Raw genomic sequence first — 21,938 nt, 5'->3', positions numbered from 1 at the left:
CTCAATACTCCCACTCCGCGCCGACGCCGACCGCCGCGCCGCCTTCGGCATTGGTCTCGGCCTGCAGCTTCAGCCGCTTGGTCACGTCGATGTTCACCGAGACGCCGCTGTCTTCCGGCCGAGCACCGACCTTCACGCCCACCGAGATATTGTCGTTGAGATAGCGCGAGACGCCCACGGTCGGCCCGCCCTGCCCCATCTGGATGTCCAGATTGTCGACGCCCAGCGATTTGCGCAGGCGCTCGAAGGCATCGTCCCCGCCGCCGCCGGTGAACTGCGCTGCCGCTTGGACGAGCTGAAGCGCCTGGAAGGGCGAGAGCGAACCGGAGGCCCGCGCGAAGAGCAGGCGCGAGAGCACCTCGTCCTGCGGCAGCGGCGGATCGGAGGTGAAGGCGAAGCTCGGCTGGTCGGCCGGGCCGGTGACGATGATCTTGGCCGTGACGTCGGCCGCGCGCGATTCGGCGACGAAATCGAGCTGCGGGATCACGCCGCCGGCGAAGGTGATGCGCCCTCGGCTGAAATCGAGCCGCTGCGTCAACACGCTCAGCCGGCCGCGGCGCAGGTCGAAACCTCCGTCCAGAGCGGGCGCGGCGAGCGTCCCGCCGATCCGCAATTCGCCGCCGAGCTCGGCGTCGATGCCGCGCCCGCGCACGAAGACGCGCGCGGGGGCCGAAACGGTCAGCGCCAGCGCCGCGTCGAAAGCCGGGGCGGCGCGGCCGCGCTTGCCCCTGGCCTGCGCCTTGCGGCGAGCGTCGGCGAGGCGGGCGGCGGCAGTGCCCTTGGCGTTGACGTGCCTGATGCCGTCCACGGGCCGCAACGAGGCCGGCAGCCGGTCGGGCACCGTCACCTCCAGGGAGGCGACATCGACCCGCCCGGCGATGCGCGGGCGCTGGGCGAGCGGGCCGCTGATCTGAAGATCGAGGCCCGCGACGGCCGAAACCAGCCCGCTATCCACCAGCTGGGCGCGGGTGCCGCTGATGCGGATGTCACCGGGGAAACCTGCCGCGGGATCGACCCGCACGCGGCCGCTGGCTGAAAGCCGCCCGCCATTGGGCGTTGCGGCCGAAGCGCTCTCGATGGTGAGATCCTCGCCATTGGCGACGATGCGCGCGGCGATGGCCGAAAGCTTCACGCCCTGGAGCGTGTCGGTGAAGGTGCCGCCCGACAGCGTGGCCGCTCCGCTGAGACGCGGGGCGGAGGCCGTGCCGGCGGCGCGCATGTCGAGTGCGACGGCGCCGGTCACGCGCTGACCGCCCACGTCCAGCATCGGATTGGCGAGCGCGGCATCGACGCGGCCCTGCGCCAAAAGATCGAGCGGGCCGCTGGCCGAGAGCGGTAGCGTTCCGCGCAAGGTGAGCGCGGCGCCGCGACCGGCATTGACCGTGGCCTGCACGCTGCTGGCCTGCCCCTGCAAGGCGCCCTCCCCCGCGATCTCGACGGGCGGAAGACCGGCCTGCCGCGTCGCCGGGGTCGCCAGCTGCGCGATGCGCAGCGACCAGGGGCCTGACAGGGTGGACGGGCTGCCTTGGATCTGCGCCTGCGCATTCAGCGTGCCCGCGACATCGACATCGGGCGCGAGAATGCGGATGGCGGACAGCGGCACGTCCCGCGCCGTGAAGCGCAGGTCGAGCGCGTCCCCGGCCTTGCCGTCGAGCGAGACCAGCCCGCGATCGATGCGCAGGGCAAGGCCGGCGATCTCGATCCCGGAGGTGGGAAAGCTCAGCACCGCCGGGTTGGCTAGAGCGATAGCGCGAGCATCGCGCCGCGCCTCGAATCCGGCGATCTCGAGCTTGAGCGGCTCGCCCGGCACCAGCCGGCCATTGCCCTTCAGTGCGAAGCCGCGAGCCAGTGCGGACAGGGTGAAAGCACTGGCCTCCGGCGCGCCTTGCGAGTCGAAACGGATGGCGCTGAAGCTCTCGCCGGCCACCGATGCCCGGTCCGCCGCGATCTTCGCGTCGAGCATCGGCCGGCCATAGATGTCCCGGGCGGCCGCGGTCGCATCGAGCCGGTCGATCGTCACAGAAGCGCCCGCCAGCTTGCTGCCCTTCGCCGTCAGATCGAGGTTCTGGCGCCCCTCGGTAACGGAGAGCCCCAGTTGGGCGTCGAGCTGGCCCCCCAGCTTCGTCAAGGCGAGCGCCGAGATGTCGTCGAGATCGCGGGCCGAGACGGCGAGGTTGCCCACGGCGCGGCTCGCGGCGTCGAGCGTCATGGCGCCATTCAGCCGCACCGAACCGATCGTCACATCGAGCTGCGACAGGTTCCAGCCGTCGTCCGGCAGGCGGGCCAGGGCTAGCGTGCCGTTCGCAGGCTTGCGGTCGATCTCGCCAGACAGGGTCAGGCGCGAATCAAGGGCGCCCTGCAGATCCTTGACGATCGCGTCGATGGTCAGGCGCGGAATCGGTCGCCCCAGCGCCTTGGCGTCGGCGAGGGCGATGCGTGCGGTCGCATCCAGCCTCGCAAGCGGGCCGGTGATCGTCGCGTCGATATCGCCGCGGCCGGAGAGGCGCTGATCGGCGCGGGCGAGATCGGGCAGATCGAGCGCGAGCTTGAGATTGGAGGCGTTGGCTCCCAGCGGCCCATCGGCCGTGAAGGCGGTATGACGGCCCGCGAGGCGCAGACCGGTGACGCTGTAATCGCCGCCCACGACGCCGACCTTGCCGGACAGCGTCAGGGCGCCGGCGAGCAGGCGGTCGAGCGCGGCCTCGCCGGTCACGAGGCGTTCGGCCTTGCCGGTCAGAGTCACGGTATAGGCGTCGGTGCGCGGAACGGCGTCGAGATCGGCGCCGAGCTCGGCCCGGCCGGCGAGCGGGCGCCCCGCGAGGCCGCTCAGGCGCGAGAGATCGGGCAGGACCGTGTTCAGCCGGCCGAGAATACGCGAATTGCCGAGCTTGCCGCGATAATCCAGCGCGAGGCCGGACATGGCGAGATCGAGCCGGTCGAAGTCGGCCGTACCATCGTCATTGCCGGTTCCGCGCAGGGTGAAGGTCACGCGCTCGCCGACGGCCTTCGCCAGAGCGGCATCGGCGAGCGCGATGCCGGAGGCTTCGCCATCCGCCGTCAGCGCGATGCGCGTGCCGGCCTGGCCGATGGAGCCGCTCGGAGTGGCGTTGAAGCCGAGGGCGATCTTGCCGAAGCGGCCGGTCGGTAGGCGAGCGTCTTCGAGATCGAGCCTGGCGACGACCGTCGGGCCGGTCCCGGGCCCCTTGATCGTCGCGTCGAAGGCGAGCTTGCCGATCTCGCTGCCCGAAGCGACCGTCTTTCCCGCGAGATTGGGGCGGGAGGCGGCCGAGACGCGAAGGTCGAGGCTCTTGTCGGCGGCGACACGGCCTCCGACATCGAGCTGCGCCAGCGCGGACACCAGCGCCAGATTGCGGATCTCGACATCGCCCGCATCGGCGAAGGCCACCGTTCCATCGAGCCGCGTCGAGCCGGCGAAGACCGGCGCGACCGGCGCCGGCATCAGCCCCTCGATGCGCGCGTCGAGCGCCAGAGCAAGCTGCCGCTCAGCGCCGCTGCGGTTGACGGTGGCGGTGCCGTCCGCGCCGATGGTGGGACCGGCGGTGAAGGTCAGCGTCGAGCGGAAGCCGTCGAGCGGGCCGTCGCCCGAAAGGTCGAGCTTCACCGGCGGCTCGCCGGGCAATCCGGCGACCTTCGAGATCAGGCCGCCGGCCGGCTCGTCCAGCTTGGCGGCCAGTCGCAGCCGCATCGTTTCCGGCACGAAGGACAGGTTGACGTCGAAGCTGCCGCCCATGTCGATACGGCGGGCCTCGAAGCGCAGGTCGAGCCCTTCGGTCGGCGGGCCGAGCCGCGCCGCGCCATTGGCGGTGATCCGCGCGGCGGTGCCGAGGACCGGCTCGCCGAGCGCGAGCTCCTGCAGCTGGAAGGCGCGAATGATCACCCGCAAGGGCAGTTCGGGCAGGATCGGCTCGTCGGCGGTCGGCGTCGTCGCCGGTTGCTTGACGGGCCGTCGCAGGATCTCGAGCCGGCCGATCTCCAGCCGGTCCACGTCCAGCCGGCGCAGCAGCAGGGCGCTGCGGCTCCAGATCAGGCGGGCGCGGTCGAGCCGCAGCCATGCGCCGTCGCGGTCGGAGAGGACGATGTCGCGGATCTCGACGTCCGAGGAGAGCGCGCCGTTGACCGCGCCGATCGAGACCTGGCTGGAATCGCTCGACAGGGCCTTCGAAATCAGGTCCGCGACGACGCCGCGATCGGTCTGGGCGTTCTGGGCGAAGCCGCCGAAATGGGCGGAGGCGAGCATCGCCGCCGTCAGCAGCAGAGCGAAGGCCGCCAGGCGGGGAAAGGCGAGGAAGCGCCGCATCAGAAGGCCTGCCCGATGCTGACATAGAGCGCCACGGGCTTGTCGCCCTTGCGCGGATTGATCGGCGCGGCGACATCGACGCGGATCGGCCCGATGGAGGTGTAGTAGCGGAAGCCGAGTCCGGCGGCCATCTGCAGCGCCTGCTTGCCGTCCGGCAGCGAGGCCGCATAGGCGGTGCCGGCGTCGAAGAACGGCACGATGCCGATGGTGTCGGTGATCTTGATGCGCGCTTCGGCCGAAAGTTCGAGCAGGCTGCGCCCGCCGGTCAGCTGGCCGAACGGTCCGAGCGGCGAGAGCGTGCGATAGGCATAGCCACGCACCGAACCGCCGCCGCCGGCATAGAAGCGCCGCGTGGACGGCACCTCGTCGAGGCTCGCCCCCGAGACGGACCCGAAACCGACGCGCCCGGCGAGCACATAGCGTGCATCGGCGTCGAGCGCGTAATAGGCAGAGAGCGAGGCCTTGGCCTGGAACAGCCCGATGCTGGAGCCCAGGAAGGTCGGATAAGGCGTTACCGAGGCGCTGGCGCGGATGCCGCGCGTGGCATCGAGCAGGCTGTCGGTGGAATCGTATTTGACCGAAACCGGGATGCCGACCAGCGTGTAATCGACCTGCCCCAGCACATCGCTGGTCTGGCCGCGCTCATATTCGATCCCCGCCTGCACCGAGAAGGTGTCGGTGAAGCGGCGCTGGATCGCGTTGGTGACGTTGCCGTAGCGCGCCGTATAGCCGCCATAGCGCGTGGTGCCGACCCGCTCGCGCGTCGCGACGCCGTCGAGCAGCCAGTCATAGCGGCTGCCGCCCAGCGCCGGCTTCAGGAAGGAGAAGCCGAAGCGCCCGCCGAGATCGGATTCCTTGAAATCGCCGATTTCCTTGATCTTGGTGCCGTCGATGCGCGGGGCGAGGAAGACACTGCCTTCCAGCCGCAGCCGCTCGGCGCCGCCGAACAGGTTGCGGTGCTCCCAATAGGTCTTCACCGCCGGTCCGTCGATGGTCGAGTACCGCGCCGAGAAACCGAAGAGCCGCTTGGGGCGCTCGGTCACCTCGACGAAGATCGGCAGGTTGCCGGCCGCGTCGAGCTTGTCGTCCTCGCGGATGCGCACACCGCCGACGGCGGGAATCGTCGCGATGGATTTGCGGGTGTCGGTCAGCGCCTTGGGCGAATAGGGATCGCCCGGTTCCAGGTAGATGAAGGAGCGCACCACCTCGGGAGGGATCGAGTCGCTCGTCGTCACCGAAACCGGGCCGATGCCGGCACGCGGGCCGGGATCGATCTCATAGGTGACATCCATGATGCCGGCGGCGTGGTCGACTACCGGCCGCAGGGCCACGACCTTGGCCAGCGGATAGGATTTGGCTCGCATATCGTCGACCAGCGCGGCCTGCGCCGCGCGTAAGGAGGCGGCGGTGGCGGGCTCGCCGGGCCGCAGCCGCGAGACTCTCTGCGGGTCCTCGACGACGCGGGGCGAGGCCGCGCCTTTTTCCGCAACCTCGATATTCCGAAAGCCGAAGACCTTGCCGGGGCGGACGGTGATCACGATCGGCACAGCGTCGCGGTTGCGGTGCGCCTCGGTGGCGCGGATCAGCGCCGGCGTCGGCTGGCCGCCGACCTTCAGCGTCACGCCATCGACGGCCATCGCGATGTCGGCATTGAAGTAGCCCTGCGACCACAGCGCATCGACCAGCGGATCGAGATCGCCCGCCATGCGGCGCGCCAGCGTCTCGCCATCGGGCGGCGCGTCCTGGCGCAGCCGATAGAGCAAGGATGCGTCCTGCAGCAGACGGGTCAGCGATTTGGCGTCATCGGCGTCGCCGAGCTGAAAATCGAGGCTGTAAGGCAGCGCAGCGGGGCTTGGCGCGGGCGGCGCGTCCTTGGAGGAGAACAGCCCGAACACATCCAGCGACGACAGATCGAAGGCCCTGGCCGGATCGGCCTGCAGGCAGGTGAGTGTGACGAACGCAACCCCGCCGCTCATCGCGACGGTCCGGCTCGCCCTCCGCCAGAACCGCATCCAGCCTCCAACACCCCCCGCCACGAAACATCACCAGCGCGAGGTCATCATAGAGAGATGACGACCTCGTGCAACGCTCCAACGCCTCGCTCCCCGCTTTATCACGCGCAACGAGGCTATCCCCGACCGGTCGGCGCCCGCCCGAAAGCGGGCCTCCTCGCGGTCCGATGCCTAGGACTCGACCGGATTCATCAACGAAGCGTAAACGACAGCTCGCCCAGCGGGCTGAGACGGCACAGCACCTCGCCCTTGCCGGGCGACAGGACGCCGCCGCACAGGCTTCCCGTCGTGACGAACTGGCCGGCCTTCAGCGGGCCGAGGCCTTCCTCCCGCCGGTTGGCCCAGGCGAGGAACGGCGCCATCGGGTCGCCATTGGCGTGGACGGCCGGCTGATCGTAGATCGTGGCGCCGTTCAGCGCGATGAAGCAGTGCAGCCCGGCGATCTGGTCCAGCACCGCCATCTCCAGCTCCTGGCCGATCAGATATCCGCCATGGCCCATGGCATCGGTCAGCCAGAGCGGCATCGGCACCTTGCCGAACCAGTCACTGAGGCGGCTCTCGACGATCTCGATGCCGAGAAAGGCCTTGTCGCAGCAGGCCAGCAGCTCCGAACGCGAATAGGGCTGACCGGGACGCAGCGGCACGTCGCGCGACAGCCGCAGGCACAGTTCGATCTCGACGCGCAGTTCGGCGCCGGGGGCGCCCTCATAGGTTTCGCCGGCCGCAAGCCAGGGCCCGGGCATCAGCCCGGCGATCGGCGTGCCGTCCTCGGCGATCGCGACCTTCCAGCCGAGGTCCTGCAGGCCCGCGGCACGGCTGACCTCACGCTGGATGGCGAGCCCCTCCGACAATGAAGCCGGCACCGGCAGGCTCGCCGGATCGACGAGGCCGCGCCCGGCACGGGCGGCGACGAGCGCCTCGCGAATCGTCTCGGCTGTGGTCGGCATCGCCATTCCTCCACGCGATCGGCAGCACGGCGCCGGGCCGCGCGCGGATTTTTCCGCATCGTCGCGCGCCGGTGCTAGCCCAGCGCGCCGAACGCGGCAAGGCGGCTTTGACCTTCGGCGGCTTTGACAAGCAGCCCTCGAGCTGCCCCGATGCAGCCCCGCCGCCGGAGCATCGCAGCTATGAAAATGCGCGCCGCCGTTCTGCATGCCAGCCCCGTGGCGGCGCCTTTCGCGCAGAGCCGGCCGCTGCGTATCGAAACGCTCGATCTGGCACCGCCCGGCCGGGACGAGGTGCTGGTGCGGGTCCGGGCGGCGGGGCTGTGCCATTCGGACCTCTCGGTGATCGACGGCAACCGGTTGCGGCCCGTGCCGATGGTGCTGGGGCACGAGGCGGCCGGAGAAGTGATCGAGGCCGGCGAGTGCGTCGAAGACCTCGAGCCGGGTGACCGCGTCGTCATGGTGTTCGTGCCCTCCTGCGGCCATTGCGCGCCCTGCGCGGAAGGACGCCCGGCGCTGTGCGAGCCCGGCAACGCCGCAAACGGCCGGGGCGAGATGCTGGCCGGCGGACGGCGGCTTTCGGCGAATGGGGCGCCGGTGCATCATCATATCGGCGTCTCCGCCTTTGCCGAGCATGCGGTGGTCTCGCGCCGCTCGCTGGTGAAGATCGAGGCCGAGATCCCGCACGAAATCGCGGCTCTCTTCGGGTGCGCCGTGTTGACCGGCGTCGGCGCGGCGGTGAACACCGCGCGGATCAAGGCCGGCGAAACCGTTGCGGTCGTCGGGCTGGGCGGCGTCGGGCTTTCGGCGCTGCTGGGCGCGCTCGCCTGCGGCGCCTCGCGGGTGATCGCAGTCGACCTTTCCGAAGAGAAGCTGGCGCTGGCACGCGAACTCGGCGCGACAGACGCCTTCAATGCGGGAGACGCCGACGCGATCGAGGCGATTCGGGCGGCGACGAAGGGCGGCGTCGATCACGGGCTGGAGATGGCCGGCTCGGTCAGGGCGCTCGACCTCGCCTACCAGATCACACGCCGCGGCGGCACGACGACGACGGCCGGCCTCGCCAACCCGGCCCACACGCTCTCGCTTTCGCCGACGCGGCTGGTGGCCGAGGAGCGGACGCTGAAGGGCTCCTATGTCGGCTCCTGCGTGCCCTCGCGCGACATTCCGCGCTTCGTCGAGCTCTACCGGCGCGGGCGGCTGCCGGTGGACAAGCTCTGGACCAGTTCGGGCAGCCTCGACGAGATCAACGAGGGTTTCGATGCGCTAAGCGAGGGGCGGACCATCCGGCACATCGTGCGGATGTGAGGCGCCCTTCTCTCATTCCGGGTTTGCCCTGCGGGCGCCCCGGAATGACAGGCGCTCCGCTCACCCGTGCTTGTGCACGATGGTCTTCGTCACCGCGAATTCCTCCAGCGCGATGAAGCCCTTCTCGCGGCCATGGCCGCTCTTGCCGGTGCCGCCGAAGGGCAATTCGATGCCGCCGCCGGCGCCATAGCCGTTGATGAAGACCTGGCCGGCGCGGACGCGCTTGGCGACGCGCTGCTGGCGCCCGCCATCCTTGGTCCAGACAGCGGCGACGAGGCCGTAATCGGTGCTGTTGGCGAGCTTGATCGCGTCCTCCTCATCCTGGAACGGGAAGGTGCCGAGCACGGGGCCGAAGACCTCCTCCTGCTCCAGCCGGTTGCCGCGCGGCACCGGGCCGAACAGCGTCGGCTGCACATAAAAGCCGCCATTGGGCACGCCCTGCGCGATCCTGCCCTCGGCCAGCACGGGAATGCCGGCCTCGCGGCTCTGCTGCACGAAGCTCTGCACGCGGCTGCGCTGCTTGGCGTTGATCACCGGGCCGCAATCGAGGTCCATCTCCGGGCTGCCGGCCTGCAGCTTCGAGAAGGCCTTGGCGACCTCGGCGACGACATCGTCATAGATCGACTGCTGGATCAGCAGGCGGCTGCCGGCCGAGCAGGTCTGCCCGGTGTTCTGGACGATGGCCTTGCAGGCGATCGGGACGAAAGCCTCGATATCGGCGTCCTCGAAAACGATCTGGGGCGATTTGCCGCCCAGTTCCAGCGTGCAGGGGATGAGATGCTCGGCGCAGGCGTGCTGCACCATCTTGCCGACCTCGGGCGAGCCGGTGAAGGACATGAAGCCGATGCCCGGATGGGCCGAGAGCGCCGCGCCGGCCTCATGCCCCCTGCCCGCCACGATGTTGATCGCGCCATCGGGAAAGCCGACCTCGCTGGCGAGTTCCGCGAGGCGGAAGGCGGTGGCGCAGGCGTCCTCGGCCGGCTTCAGCACCACCGCATTGCCCATGGCTAGCGAGGCGGTGAGCGAGCGACCGATCATCTGCGCCGGATAGTTCCACGGCAGGATATGGCCGGTGACGCCATGCGGCTCGTGGACGACGCTGACGTGATAGCCGTTCAGGAAGGGGATGACATGGCCGTGGACCTTGTCGGCCGCACCGCCATAGAACTCGAAATAGCGGATGGTGGCGTCGATATCGGCGCGGGCCTGGCTCATCGGCTTGCCGGTGTCGCGGGCTTCGAGCCCCGCCAGTTCGTCGAAATGATCCTGAACCTTGAAAGCGAGCTTGGCGATCAGCCGGCCACGTTCGGCCGCCGTCAGCCGGCCCCAGGCGCCGTCGAAGGCGGCGCGCGCCGCCGTGACCGCAGCGTCGATATCGGCCGCGTTGCCGCAGGCGATGCGGGCGAATTCCTCGCCCGTCGCGGGGTCGAGCTTGGCGAGGGTTTCGCCCGTCTGGCCAGCGACATAGCGGCCATTGATGAAATGTCGATTCATGTTTCGCTCCCGAGGCCGAAGGGCCGTTCCGCCGGCGCAGCGCCGATGGTGCCGGTCCCGGACGGATTGGCCGGCACGCTGACCGCAGAGAAGCCACCGCGCAAGTGCGCTGAGCGCAAGGCCCCTCCACGCCACGCCGGCAGCAAAGCCTGCCCGAAAGCGCGGGCCGATTTGACAGGGCGGCGCGGCTTGCTCCCCTCTGGGCGGCGGGCGCCGGTGCCCATGTCTGGGAGCACCCATGGATCTCGATCATCTCGCGCAATGGACCGGCCGGAGCGAGGAGGCGAGCGACATCGTCACCCCTCGATTGCTGGCGAGCTTCCGCGCGACCTTCGGCGACAGGCTCGCCGCGGCTGGGCCGGACGAGGCGCCGCTGGCGCTGCACTGGTGCCTGGCGCCGCCGATCGTGCCGCTCGACGCCACGGGGCCGGACGGGCACGCCGCCAAGGGCGGGTTCCTGCCGCCGGTGCCGCTGCCGCGCCGGATGTGGGCCGGCGGGCATGTCGAGTGGCTGGCGCCGCTGCGATCCGGCGACGAGGTGGTGCGGCGCTCGCAAATCGGGGCGATCGAAACCAAGCAGGGACGCAGCGGCCCGCTCTGCTTCGTCGCGGTCCATCACGAGTTTTCGACCGGGCGCGGCACGGCCATCCGCGAGCGGCACGACATCGTCTATCGCGAGGCGCCCCGCCCGGGCTCCCCCGGCCAGCCCGCACCCGCCCCTGCCCCTTCGCCGGCCTTCGACCTGGAATGGCGCATCGAAACCGATCCGGTGCTGCTGTTCCGGTATTCGGCGCTGAGCTTCAATAGCCACCGCATCCATTACGACCACCCCTATGTCACGGGCGTCGAAGGCTATGCCGGGCTCGTCGTCCATGGGCCGATCCAGGCGACTCTGCTGGCCAACATCATCGCCGCCGCCGCCGGCACGGGCCGCATCGCCATGGATTATCGCGGGCTCGCCCCGCTGATGGCCGGGACGCCCCTCTGGATCAGGGCGGCGCGGCTCGCCGACGGCTCTGTCAGCGCCTGGACGGAAAGCGCCGCGGGCCAAGTGCATATGCAGGCGAGCGGCCGCCCCCTGCCCTGACCTGCCGCGGGCCCCGAAGGCGGGGCCTGTGCCGGACGCCCTTGCCTGCACGCCGGATGTCGCGGAAAACAGGGGCGCCGTCATGGCGGCGTTGCTCCGCCCCCGCCGTCATCCGGCTGCCGCAATGCGGGCGCATCCGCAGCCTCGTCGAAGACCAACACCCGCCGGAGACGTCGCCATGCCCAAGGATCGCCGCATCAGTCGCCGCGACACGCTGAAGTGGGGTGCCGCGCTGGCTGCGGGAGCTGCGCTGCTGCCGGGCGAACTGCGCGCCCAGGCGAAACCGGCCGCCGCGCGGCTCAAGCTGCGCGTGCTGGAGACGACCGATCTCCACGTCAACGTGGTGCCTTACGATTACTTCCGCGACGGACCTGACGACACGGTGGGCCTCGCCAAGACGGCGAGCCTGATCAAGGCGGCACAGGCGGAGGCGAAGAACAGCCTGCTCTTCGACAATGGCGATTTCCTGCAGGGCTCTTCGCTGGGCGACTATGTCGCCTACAAGAAGGGGCTGAAGGCCGGTGAAACCCATCCGATGATCGCCGCGATGAACACCCTGCCCTATCTGTGCGGGACGCTGGGCAATCACGAATTCAATCACGGTCTCGAATTTCTCGATCACGCGCTGGGCAAGATCGAGTTTCCGATCGTCTGCTGCAATGTCGAGCGGGTCGGCGGCGGCAATCTCTGCGATGCCTGGCGGCTGTTCGAGCAGAGCTTCGAAGACGAGGCGGGCAATCGCCATGTCCTCCAGATCGGCGTGATCGGCTTCGTGCCGCCGCAGATCATGCAGTGGGACAAGGCCAACCTCGAAGGCAAGGTGACGACGCTGGACATCGTCGCGGCGGCCGAAAAGCACATGCCCGATCTGCTCGACGCCTCGCCCGACCTCGTCGTCGCGCTCTGCCATTCCGGCATCGCGGGCGGCGAGTATCGCGGCATGGAGGAGAATGCGGCGCTGCATCTCTCCCGCATTGCCGGCATCGACGTGATCCTCACCGGCCACCAGCATCTGGTGTTTCCCGGCGGCAAGGCTTTCGACGGCATTCCAGGCGTGGACAATGCGCGCGGCTCGCTGAACGGCAAGCCGGCCTGCCAGCCCGGCTTCTGGGGCTCCCATCTCGGCATCGTCGATCTCGAGCTCGAGCGCAATGGCGAGCGCTGGCGCGTCGCCGACTTCAAGGTCGATCCCAAGCCGATCTTCGAGCGCACGCCCGACCGCAAGGTCGTGCCCAAGGCAGCGGCGGACGGGGCGGTGCTCGCGTCCGTGAAGGCAGATCACGAGGCGACGCTGACCTATATGCGCGAGCCGGTCGGCGCCACCGCTTCGCCGATCGACTCTTTCTTTGCGCTGGTGCGGGACGATGCCTCGGTGCAGATCGTGGCCGAGGCGCAGATCGCCTATGCGAAGCCGCTCATGGCCCAGACGCAGTGGAAGGATCTGCCGATCCTGTCGGCGGCTGCGCCTTTCAAGGTGGGCGGGCGGGCCGGGCCTGGCTATTTCACGGACATTCCCGCCGGGCCGCTGGCGCTGAAGAACGTGGCGGACATCTATCTCTACCCCAACACCGTGCAGATCGTGAAAGTGACCGGCGCGCAGGTGCGCGAATGGCTGGAACGATCCGCCGGCATCTTCAACCGGATCGATCCTGCCCGGCAGGACGAGCAGCCGCTGATCGACGCCGGCTTCCCCTCCTTCAATTTCGACGTGATCGACGGCGTGACCTATCGCATCGATGTGACGCAGCCTTCGCGCTACGACGCCGACGGAAAGCTGGTCGCGCCGGAGGCGCATCGCATTCGCGACCTCGCCTTCGGCGGCAAGCCGGTCGACGAGGCCGCCTCCTTCCTCGTGGTGACCAATAATTACCGCGCCTCGGGCGGCGGCAATTTCCCGGGCACGAAGACGACGGTGGTGCTGGAAGCGCCGGACCTCAACCGCGACGTCGTGGTGCGCTACATCCTCGAGAAGAAGACCGTCGAGCCGAAGGCGGACGACAACTGGGCGCTGGCGCCGCTGCCGCCCGGCCTCAACGTCACCTTCCTGACCTCTCCGGCCGCGGCGGGCCGGCGCCCCGTAGGGCTGAAGGCGGAGCCGGCGGGCGATGGCGGCGGCGGCTTCGCGAAATGGCGGCTCACGGGCTGAGCCGCCGGCATCGGGGTTTCCGCCTTCATCCTTCGAGACGGCCCTTGCGGGCCTCCTCAGGATGAGAGCTCGCAGTCCGTTCAGCGCTCGATCTCGAACACCATGTTGACCTGCGTCTGGTAGGTGTTTTCGCCGCTGGCCAGCGGCACGGCCTTTTCGGCCGCCATCCGCATCGGCGCGGCCGCATAAGGCAGCGGCCGCGACGGGCCCCCGCCCTCGTTGATCGCGAGGACGGGGCCGAGCTTCGCCCCCGCGGCCTCGGCGAGCGTGCGGGCCTTTTCGATCGCATCGGCGACGGCCCTCTTGCGTGCCTCGGTCATGACGGCCTTGAGGTCCTCCTTGACGAAGTTGATGCCGCCGCCCTGGTTGACGCCAAGGCCGACCACCTTGTCGATCAGACCGCCGGCCTCGTCGAGCTTGCGCAGGCGGACCGTGACCTCGTTGCTCACCGCATAGCCGATGATCTTCGGGTCCTGCGGCTTGTCGCGCGGCGGCTGCTGATAGCGCGGCATGATGCTGAAATTCGTGGTCTGGACATCGCGGTCGGCGATGCCCGCCCCCTTCAGCGCGTCGAGCACCTGCTTCATCGCCGTGCTGTTGGCGGCGAGCGCCGCCTTGGCGGTGTCGGCCTCCCGCACGACGCTGAGGTTGACGATCGCCATGTCGGGCGCCACCGCGACCTCGCCCTCGCCCGACACGGTGATGCGCGGCAGGTCGCGGCGCGGGGCCGCCTCCTGCGCCAGGGCCGGCAGCCCGGCGACGGCGATCAGCGCGGCACACGCAGAAGCGGGAAGGAAGGGCAATGTCATCGTGGCTCCTGTTGTCCGACGGCCCGACCGGCCGCTCGCCGCAGAACGACCGAGGAAGTGGGCGAAATTATCGCCCTCGCGAGATCGCACGCGCCAGCCTCGCAACATGACGGCGAATTCACTTTTGCCGCGACGGGGATTGCCATAGATTAGAATAACTCCAATCTGAGAGATATTCCCATGACCGACATGTCCCTGCCTTCGAGCGGCGCCCACTACGACCGGGTGGCGCGCGCGCTGCACTGGAGCATGGCGGCGCTCATCCTCATCGTTTTTGCCCTCGGGCTGACGATCGACGACTTTCCGCGCAGCTGGAAGCTGACGATGATCGAGCTGCACAAGGGGCTCGGCATCGCCATTCTGCTGCTGGTGGCGCTGCGGCTGATCTGGCGCCTCGCGCATCGCCCGCCGGTGCCGGTGGCATCCTCCGCCCTGCTGGCCAGCGCGGCCAAGCTCGGCCATGGCGCGCTCTATCTGCTGATGGCGCTCGTGCCGGTGATCGGGCTGGTCTATTCGATCCGCCGCGGGCAGAGCTTCGATTTCGGGCTGTTCACCATCCCCGCCTTCCAGGCGCAGGAGCCGCGCGAGATCACGCGGCCGATCCGTGAATGGCATGAATGGGCCGCCTTCGCGCTGGTCGGGCTGGCGGGCCTGCATGCGCTGGCGGCGCTCTGGCACCATCTCATCCGCAAGGACGACACGCTGAGGCGGATGCTGCCGGGACGTTGAACCGCTTGCCGCGACGCCTCGCGGCGCCGTAGCCTGCCCGTCAGACAGGGAGCGGCGCGATGGTTCGATTTTCTGGGGCGGCCTTGGGCTTGGCGCTGGCTGCAACGCAGCCCGCGCTCGCACAGACGGCGGCCCCTGCCCCGCCCTTGATCGGCTGCACCGGCCCTTTCGCGAAGGATGCGAGCGAGGCGACTTTGATCGCCGCCTTCGGCAAGGCGAATGTGAAACGCGAGGATATCGACACTGCCGAAGGCGCGACCGAGAAGGGCAACATCATCTTCGGCGGCGACGACAAGCGGCGCATCGAGGTGCTCTGGCACGACACGGCCAAGCGACGGCGCCCCAGCTCGATCATCCTGCGCGATCCGTCCGGCTGGCGCGTCGCCGTGCCGGGGCAGCCGGGCACGACGATCGGCATCGGCTCCGACCTCGCCGCCGTGGAGGCCGCCAACGGCAAAGCTTTCCAGCTTTACGGCTTCGAATGGGACATGGGCGGCTATGCTGCCGGCTGGAAGGGCGGGAGGCTCGACACGCCGGAGGGCGGCTGCAGCCTGTCGCTGCGCTTCGGCCCGGACGATAAAGCCAAGGAAGCGGCGCTGACCAAGGTAGCCGGCGACAAGCTCTTCGCCTCGAACGCGCCCGCCATGCGCGCGGTCAGGCCGCGCGTCGGGCAGATCACGCTTGGCTGGCCGGAGTGACGGCTTGGCTGCGCTGATACGAGAGCTGACCTATGCCGCAGATGAAGGCGACGTCAAAGTCGCCGTCATCGTCGGAGAGTCTTTTGCTTCGGGCGGCGACTGGGGCTGCCGCTATGACATCCGCTGGCCCGACGGTGGAGAAAGTGGAACCGTCTATGGTGTCGACGCCATCCAAGCTGTCGAGCTGACGTTCAGGACGATCGGAGCCCTGATCTACACCAGCGATGCGCATCGCTCCGGGAATCTCTTCTGGGAAAAACCCGGCCATGGCTACGGGTTTCCCGTCCCAAACACCATCCGCGACCTGCTCATCGGCGACGACGCCCGCTTCTTCGGCTGAGCCTCACCCCTCAACCAGCCGGCGCGCGATGACCTGCGCCTGAATCTCCGCCGCACCCTCGAAGATGTTGAGGATCCGGGCATCGCAGAGCACGCGGCTCACCGGGTATTCGAGCGCGAAGCCATTGCCTCCGTGGATCTGCAGGGCGTTGTCGGCCGCTGCCCAGGCCACGCGGGCGCCGAGCAGCTTGGCCATGCCGGCTTCCAGATCGCAGCGGCGCTCGGCATCCTTTTCACGGGCGGCGAAATAGGTGAGCTGCCGGGCGATCAGAATCTCGGCCGCCATCATCGCCAGCTTGTCGGCAACGCGGGGGAAGGCGATCAGAGGCTTGCCGAACTGGATACGCTCCTGCGCATAGCGCAGCCCCAGATCGAAGGCCGATTGCGCGACGCCGACGGCGCGCGCCGCCGTCTGAATGCGCGCGGCCTCGAAGGTCTGCATCAGTTGCTTGAAGCCCTGACCGGGTACGCCGCCGAGCAGGTTCTCGGCCTTCACCGCGAAACCGTCGAAGGCGAGCTCGTATTCCTTCATGCCGCGATAGCCGAGGACCTCGATCTCGCCGCCCGTCAGACCCGCGACCGGGAACGGCTCGGCATCGGTGCCGCGCGGCTTTTCGGCGATGAGCATCGACAGGCCCTTATAGCCGCTCTCGGCGGGGTCGGTGCGGACCAGCAGCGTCATGATGTCGGCGCGGACGGGATGGGTGATCCAGGTCTTGTTGCCATGGACCTTCCAGAAGGCATCGGCCCCCTCGCCTTCCTTCACGGCCTTGGTGCGCAGGGAGGCGAGATCGGAGCCGGTATTGGGCTCGGTGAAGACGGCGGTGGGCAGGATCTCGCCGGAGGCGAGCTTCGGGAGCCATTTTTCCTTCTGCTCGGGCGTGCCGCCGCACAGGATCAGCTCGGCCGCGATCTCCGAGCGGGTGCCGAGCGAGCCGACGCCGATATAGCCGCGCGATAACTCCTCGGAGACCACGCACATCGAGACCTTGGTAAGCCCCATGCCGCCGAACTCCTCGGGGATGGTGAGGCCGAAGACGCCGAGCTCCGCCATCTTCTCCACCACCGGCATCGGGATGTAGTCGTTGGCGAGGTGCCACTCATGGGCATGCGGCGTCACTTCTGCCGCGCAGAAGCGGCGCATCTCCGATCGGATCGCCTCCAGCGTTTCGTCGAGACCGGGATCGCCGACGCTGGTCGCGCCGTCGCTCTGGCTGAACAGGGCGACGAAGCGGGCGCGGTTCTCGGGCGAATTCCCTTCGGCGATCAGAGCCTCGACAGCCTCGTCGCGCGCTGTCGCGATTGCGGCAGCCGACAGGCCGAGCGCCGGCAGGCGGACGATTTCGCCCTGGCTCATCGGAATGCCGCCGAAGATCTGCGCGGCATACTCGCCGGCGCCGATGCGCAGGGCATTGTCCTCGATGGCGCCATAGCGGCCTTCCGATTCCAGCCTTGCGCCATAGGCGGCCAGTTCCCGCAGCGCCGTGACATAGGTCGCGAGCCAGGCCAGACCATGGGCCGCGTGCTGCTCGGCCTCGAGCCGCGCCGAGGAGATGCGGCCCTCCTCCAGCACCTTTCCGCGCACGGCGGCAGTCGCCGCCGACAGCAGGGCTTCGAGGGAGGGAAGCGCCGCCGCGATCCTCGTTACGGCGTTCGTCGGGGCCTGGGCGTGGGCGTTCATCGGTCGTCCTCCCTTATTGCGGCGCAGCATAGCCATGGGAGACGGGAAACCGAAATCAGCCTTTCGGCGAGGAGACATGCTTTGCGCGCCGAGACACCCGCTCGGCGGATCGACGGCTATTTCCGGCTGGCGAGGGCGACGCCGAGCACCGTCACGGCCATTCCTGCCATCTGCAGCCCTGTCAGGCTTTCGCCGAAGAGCAGCCAGGCCTCGACCGCCACCAACGCCGGCACCAGATAAAGGAAGGTGACGATGCGCGAGACCTCGCCCTTGCGGATCATCAGCAGGTAGAGCCAGATCCCGCCGATCGAGAGCACGATGACAGACCAGGCCAGCACAAGTGCCATGGTCAGGTTCCACTCGATCCGCATCGGCTCCAGCGCGAGAGCCAGCGGCAGCACGACGAGGGCGGCGGCGACATATTGGATCGCCGTCATTGTTCGCAGATCGCCTGAAACCACTCTCGCCTTCTGGTAGAACGAGCCGAACGTCACCGCGAACATGCCGGCGACATTGACCAGCATCGGCACCGCCACGCCGAGCAGCGCGGCCGGCGGGACGTTGGCGAGCTGCGGCTCCAGAACCAGCGCGATGCCGAGAAAGCCGCAGGCGATGCCGAGCCAGCGGATCGGCGAGATGCGCTCGCCGAGGAACAGCGGTGCGAACAGCGCGGTCAGGATCGGCTGGAGCCCGGCGATCAGGCCCGAGATTCCGGCCGGCAGGCCGTGCCGCACCGCCCACCAGACGCCGGCCAGATAGAGCCCGTGCAGGAGGATGCCGGTGATCGCGATGTCGAACACCGCGCGCCAGCCGCGCGGCCAGGGCGCGCCACTGGCGAGCGCGAGCCCCGCCAGCAGCATCGCGGCCAGGCTGAAGCGCACGAACAGGAAGGTCAGCGCATCGGCGTAGCGTGCCGAATAGCCGGCGACGACCCACCCCGTCGACCAGAGGAAGGTGAAGACCAGCGGCATGGCGCGAAGGAGAACTGGCGGCATGATGGCCCGCTCGACGATCGGAAGCGGGCCTGTCTAGCCGCCCTGCGCCGCCTGGGACAGGGCGTCGGCGCGCAAGCGCCATGTCCTGCGCAGGGGATCCGGCCGAATGGGCGAACTTCACGGCGACCTCAGCCGCCGAGAGCCTCCACCACATCCTCATAGGTTCGCAGGCCCGTGCGCGGGGCGTAGACGAGGACGGACATGTTGCCCGGCGCATGCTCGTTCTTCCACATCTTGTGGTGGGCGAGCGGGATCTTGTCCCAGGGGAAGACCTCGGACATGCAGGGGTCGATCCGCCGGTCGATAACAAACTGGTTGGCGGCGCTCGCCTGCTTCAGATGGGCGAAATGCGAGCCCTGGACGCGCTTCTGGCGCATCCAGACATAGCGGGCGTCGAAGGTGATGTTGAAGCCGGAGGTGCCGGCACAGAACACCACCATGCCGCCGCGCTTGGCGACGAGGCAGGAAACCGGGAAGGTTGCCTCGCCCGGATGCTCGAAGACGATGTCGACATCCTTCTTGCCGGTGATATCCCAGATCGCCTTGCCGAATTTGCGCGCTTCCTTGGTCCACTCGGCATATTCCGGCGAATTGACCTTGGGCATCTGGCCCCAGCAGTTGAAGTCCTTGCGGTTGATCACGCCCTTGGCGCCGAGGCCGAGCACGTAATCGCGCTTGGTTTCGTCCGAGATCACGCCGATGGCGTTGGCGCCGGAGGCGGCGCAGAGCTGCACGCCGAAGACGCCCAGACCGCCCGAGGCGCCCCAGACCAGCACATTGTCGCCGGGCTTGATGGTGTGCGGGGCATGGCCGAACAGCATGCGGTAGGCGGTGGCCAGCGTCAGCGTGTAGCAGGCCGCCTCCTCCCAGGAGAGGTGCCTGGGCTTTAGCATCAGCTGGCGGGACTGCACGCGGCAGAACTGCGCGAAGGAGCCGTCCGGCGTCTCGTAACCCCAGATCCGCTGGCTGGACGAGAACATCGGATCGCCGCCATTGCACTCCTCGTCGTCGCCATCGTCCTGATTGCAGTGAACGATGACCTCGTCGCCGACCTTCCAGCGCTTCACCTTGGAGCCCACGGCCCAGACGATGCCGGAGGCGTCGGACCCGGCGACATGGAACGGCGCCTTGTGGACGTCGAAGGGCGAGATCGGCTGGCCGAGACCCGCCCAGATGCCGTTGTAATTGACGCCGCCCGCCATCACGAGGAGCAGCACCTCCTCCTCGCCGATCGACCAGGTGGGCACCACCTCGACCTGGAAGCTCTCCTGCGGCGCGCCGTGGCGCTCGCGGCGGATGGCCCAGGCATACATCGTCGCGGGGACATGACCGAGCGGCGGCAACTCGCCCAGTTCATAAAGATCCTTGAGCATGGGGGCGGGCTGCGGCTGCGGCATCGTCGTCTCCCTTTGGCCCGCCTCGTCTCGCGCGGATCGCGGCGGCGGATTGGGCGGCGATTGAGGCATGTTATGCTGCACCGCGCCATTGGCCGAAGGAACGACGCCGCACTGCGGGAAGCCTCGACAATTCGCCCATTGACTTCGCAGATCGTTTAACAACGCCGCTCATGATGCAGCATCCGCTTTACGGTGACCGCCATGCAAGCCGTCTTCACGATGATCGGGCTTCCCAGCCTGCCGCTGCTGTCCATGATCCTGGTGACGGCGATCCTCGTGCTGGGCGGTTTGCTGTTCGGCTGGATCTGCGACCTGCTGCTCGGCCAGGCCGCGTTCGGCACGGTGATGAATACGATCATCATGCTGATCGGCGCCTTCGCCGGTGCGTGGCTGTGGCACCGCTTCGGCGTTCCGACGCGCTTCGACCCCTCGGTAATCAAGGCCTCCGTCGCCACCGCCAGCGGCCTGCTGCTGGTGCTCGTGCTGGCGATGACGGTGCCGTGACCGGCCGGTTTTACCGGGCGGGCGCGGCCGCTAGCATGTAATTGACGTCCATGTCCCGCGCCGCGCTCCAGCCGCCGGTGAGCGGGTTGAAGACCACGCCGGTGCGGCTGCCGATGGCCAGACCCCGGCGGCCGATCGCGTCCTCCAACTCCTGCGGCGTCACGAATTTCGCCCAGTCATGCGTGCCGCGCGGCAGCCAGCGCAGCACATATTCGGCGCCCACGATCGCCAGCGCATAGGATTTCAGCGTGCGGTTGATGGTTGCCATGACCAGCAGCCCATCCGGCTTCACCGCCGCGCAGCAGGCGCCGACGAAGGCCTCGACATCGGCGACATGCTCGACCACCTCCATCGCCAGAACGATGTCGAACCTGGCGCCGCCTGCGACCACCGCCTCGATCGTCTCCTGGCGATAATCGATCTCCAGCCCGCTCTCCTGCGCATGGGCGCGGGCAACGGCGATATTGGTCGGCGCCGGGTCGAGGCCCGTCACCTGCGCGCCCAGCCGCGCCAGAGGCTCGCACAACACGCCGCCGCCGCAGCCGATATCGACGACGCTCAGCCCTTCCAACGCGCGCAGGCGCTTCGGGTCGCGGCCGAACCGCGCGCAGGCCTCGTCCCGCACGAAACCGAGGCGGACGGGATTGAACTTGTGAAGCACCGCCATGGGGCCCTTCACATCCCACCAGTCGCGGGCCAGCGCCTCGAAACGCGCGACTTCCGCCGCGTCGATCGTCGAGCCTTCGCCTGTGCCAGCCGCCGCCATATCGCTTCCTTCCTCAGTAGGCGCGCATTGACACCGCGCCCGGCGCCCGTCATCTACACCCGCCCCGCGCGCCGCGCGAGGGCGACGTTTCGCCCCGGCCCCTGCCGGGGCCTTCTATCCGAGAGTCAGAAAGCCATCATGGCCCGTCTGGTGATGAAATTCGGCGGCACCTCGGTCGCCACCGTGGAGCGGATCAAGAACGCGGCCCGCCATGTGAAACGGGAATTCGACGCGGGCCACGACGTCGCGGTCGTGGTCTCGGCCATGTCCGGCAAGACGAACGAGCTCGTCGGCTGGTGCAAGGAGGCGTCCCCTCTCTACGACCAGGCCGAGTACGACACCGTCGTGGCCTCCGGCGAGCAGGTGACGTCAGGCCTGATGGCGATCGTGCTCAAGGAAATGGGCATCCCGGCCCGCTCCTGGCAGGGCTGGCAGATTCCGCTCTACGGCACGGACGCGCATGGCTCCTCGCGCATCGTCGATGTCGACGGCTCGGGCATCATCGCCGGCTTCGACCGCAATCGCGAGGTCGCGGTCTGCTCCGGCTTCCAGGGCGTCCATGCCGAGTCGCGCCGCATCGTCACGCTCGGGCGTGGCGGCTCCGACACCAGCGCGGTCGCGCTGGCGGCGGGCCTCAAGGCCGATCGCTGCGACATCTACACCGATGTCGACGGCGTCTACACCACCGATCCGCGCGTGGTGCCGAAGGCG

General features: G+C 68.9%; 17 protein-coding genes. 8 read left to right on the top strand and 9 right to left on the bottom strand.

The window, feature by feature from the left end; all coding sequences use genetic code 11:
• Position 1: 1 nt before the first annotated feature.
• The 3 genes from ACOJTB_RS00695 to ACOJTB_RS00685 form a co-directional block, all read right to left on the bottom strand.
• Positions 2-4,318, bottom strand: coding sequence for a translocation/assembly module TamB domain-containing protein (locus ACOJTB_RS00695; RefSeq protein ID WP_420100589.1), 4,317 nt, complete (start codon positions 4,316-4,318; stop codon positions 2-4).
• The gene (locus ACOJTB_RS00690) at positions 4,318-6,294 is read right to left on the bottom strand and encodes an autotransporter assembly complex protein TamA (protein WP_420100588.1); all 1,977 of its coding nucleotides are present in this window, start codon (positions 6,292-6,294) and stop codon (positions 4,318-4,320) included. The genes ACOJTB_RS00695 and ACOJTB_RS00690 overlap by 1 nt, the downstream gene beginning before the upstream one ends.
• A gap of 227 nt (positions 6,295-6,521) precedes the next feature.
• On the bottom strand, positions 6,522-7,277 hold the full coding sequence (locus ACOJTB_RS00685; RefSeq protein ID WP_420100587.1) for a hypothetical protein: 756 nt from the start codon (positions 7,275-7,277) through the stop codon (positions 6,522-6,524).
• A 180-nt stretch (positions 7,278-7,457) separates the two neighbouring features.
• On the opposite strand from ACOJTB_RS00685, the gene ACOJTB_RS00680 reads away from it, so the two are divergent.
• Positions 7,458-8,582 (top strand): zinc-dependent alcohol dehydrogenase family protein, encoded by a 1,125-nt coding sequence (locus ACOJTB_RS00680; RefSeq protein WP_420100586.1) that lies wholly within the window; start codon positions 7,458-7,460, stop codon positions 8,580-8,582.
• 60 nt (positions 8,583-8,642) lie between these two features.
• On the opposite strand, the gene ACOJTB_RS00675 is transcribed toward ACOJTB_RS00680, so the two are convergent.
• A complete protein-coding gene (locus ACOJTB_RS00675; protein WP_420100585.1) occupies positions 8,643-10,076 on the bottom strand; it encodes an aldehyde dehydrogenase family protein in 1,434 nt (477 codons plus the stop codon).
• A gap of 238 nt (positions 10,077-10,314) precedes the next feature.
• Between ACOJTB_RS00675 and ACOJTB_RS00670 the strand changes: the two genes are divergently transcribed.
• Together ACOJTB_RS00670 and ACOJTB_RS00665 are read left to right on the top strand one after the other, a co-directional pair.
• Entirely contained in the window at positions 10,315-11,163 is an 849-nt protein-coding gene (locus ACOJTB_RS00670; protein WP_420100584.1) for an HTD2 family dehydratase, read from the top strand.
• A gap of 178 nt (positions 11,164-11,341) precedes the next feature.
• A complete protein-coding gene (locus ACOJTB_RS00665; protein WP_420100583.1) occupies positions 11,342-13,309 on the top strand; it encodes a bifunctional 2',3'-cyclic-nucleotide 2'-phosphodiesterase/3'-nucleotidase in 1,968 nt (655 codons plus the stop codon).
• Between the two features lie 80 nt (positions 13,310-13,389).
• Here ACOJTB_RS00665 and ACOJTB_RS00660 read toward each other — a convergent pair whose 3' ends face one another.
• Positions 13,390-14,118, bottom strand: a complete 729-nt coding sequence (locus tag ACOJTB_RS00660; protein ID WP_420100582.1) for an SIMPL domain-containing protein — start codon at positions 14,116-14,118, stop codon at positions 13,390-13,392.
• A 180-nt stretch (positions 14,119-14,298) separates the two neighbouring features.
• On the opposite strand from ACOJTB_RS00660, the gene ACOJTB_RS00655 reads away from it, so the two are divergent.
• Genes ACOJTB_RS00655 through ACOJTB_RS00645 form a run of 3 tightly spaced genes read left to right on the top strand, consistent with a single transcriptional unit; the run spans position 14,299 to position 15,885 of the window.
• The gene (locus tag ACOJTB_RS00655) at positions 14,299-14,847 is read left to right on the top strand and encodes a cytochrome b (RefSeq protein ID WP_420100581.1); all 549 of its coding nucleotides are present in this window, start codon (positions 14,299-14,301) and stop codon (positions 14,845-14,847) included.
• Between the two features lie 59 nt (positions 14,848-14,906).
• Positions 14,907-15,545, top strand: a complete 639-nt coding sequence (locus tag ACOJTB_RS00650; RefSeq protein WP_420100580.1) for a hypothetical protein — start codon at positions 14,907-14,909, stop codon at positions 15,543-15,545.
• Positions 15,546-15,549: 4 nt separating this feature from the next.
• Positions 15,550-15,885 carry a DUF6968 family protein gene (locus ACOJTB_RS00645; RefSeq protein ID WP_420100579.1) on the top strand — a complete coding sequence of 112 codons (336 nt, stop codon included), beginning with the start codon at positions 15,550-15,552 and terminating at the stop codon, positions 15,883-15,885.
• A 3-nt stretch (positions 15,886-15,888) separates the two neighbouring features.
• Here the strand turns inward: ACOJTB_RS00645 and ACOJTB_RS00640 are convergent, their stop codons facing one another.
• The 3 genes from ACOJTB_RS00640 to ccrA form a co-directional block, all read right to left on the bottom strand.
• Positions 15,889-17,565: an acyl-CoA dehydrogenase family protein gene (locus ACOJTB_RS00640; protein WP_420100578.1), complete on the bottom strand. Its 1,677-nt coding sequence runs from the start codon at positions 17,563-17,565 to the stop codon at positions 15,889-15,891.
• A 116-nt stretch (positions 17,566-17,681) separates the two neighbouring features.
• The gene (locus ACOJTB_RS00635; RefSeq protein ID WP_420100577.1) at positions 17,682-18,560 is read right to left on the bottom strand and encodes a DMT family transporter; all 879 of its coding nucleotides are present in this window, start codon (positions 18,558-18,560) and stop codon (positions 17,682-17,684) included.
• 128 nt (positions 18,561-18,688) lie between these two features.
• Positions 18,689-19,957, bottom strand: a complete 1,269-nt coding sequence (gene ccrA / locus ACOJTB_RS00630) for a crotonyl-CoA carboxylase/reductase (RefSeq protein ID WP_420100576.1) — start codon at positions 19,955-19,957, stop codon at positions 18,689-18,691.
• A 201-nt stretch (positions 19,958-20,158) separates the two neighbouring features.
• On the opposite strand from ccrA, the gene ACOJTB_RS00625 reads away from it, so the two are divergent.
• Positions 20,159-20,461 carry a hypothetical protein gene (locus ACOJTB_RS00625; RefSeq protein ID WP_420100575.1) on the top strand — a complete coding sequence of 101 codons (303 nt, stop codon included), beginning with the start codon at positions 20,159-20,161 and terminating at the stop codon, positions 20,459-20,461.
• Positions 20,462-20,471: 10 nt separating this feature from the next.
• Here the strand turns inward: ACOJTB_RS00625 and ubiG are convergent, their stop codons facing one another.
• Positions 20,472-21,227 (bottom strand): bifunctional 2-polyprenyl-6-hydroxyphenol methylase/3-demethylubiquinol 3-O-methyltransferase UbiG, encoded by a 756-nt coding sequence (gene ubiG / locus ACOJTB_RS00620; protein ID WP_420100574.1) that lies wholly within the window; start codon positions 21,225-21,227, stop codon positions 20,472-20,474.
• A 138-nt stretch (positions 21,228-21,365) separates the two neighbouring features.
• Between ubiG and ACOJTB_RS00615 the strand changes: the two genes are divergently transcribed.
• The coding region (locus ACOJTB_RS00615; RefSeq protein WP_465248394.1) for an amino acid kinase family protein at positions 21,366-21,938 on the top strand (573 nt) is incomplete at its 3' end.

Origin of the sequence: Allobosea sp., from assembly GCF_048595345.1 — a bacterium.
GTDB lineage: Bacteria > Pseudomonadota > Alphaproteobacteria > Rhizobiales > Beijerinckiaceae > Allobosea.
Note: the sequence above shows the minus strand (reverse complement) of the source record. Positions and strands in the feature narration are given on the sequence as shown.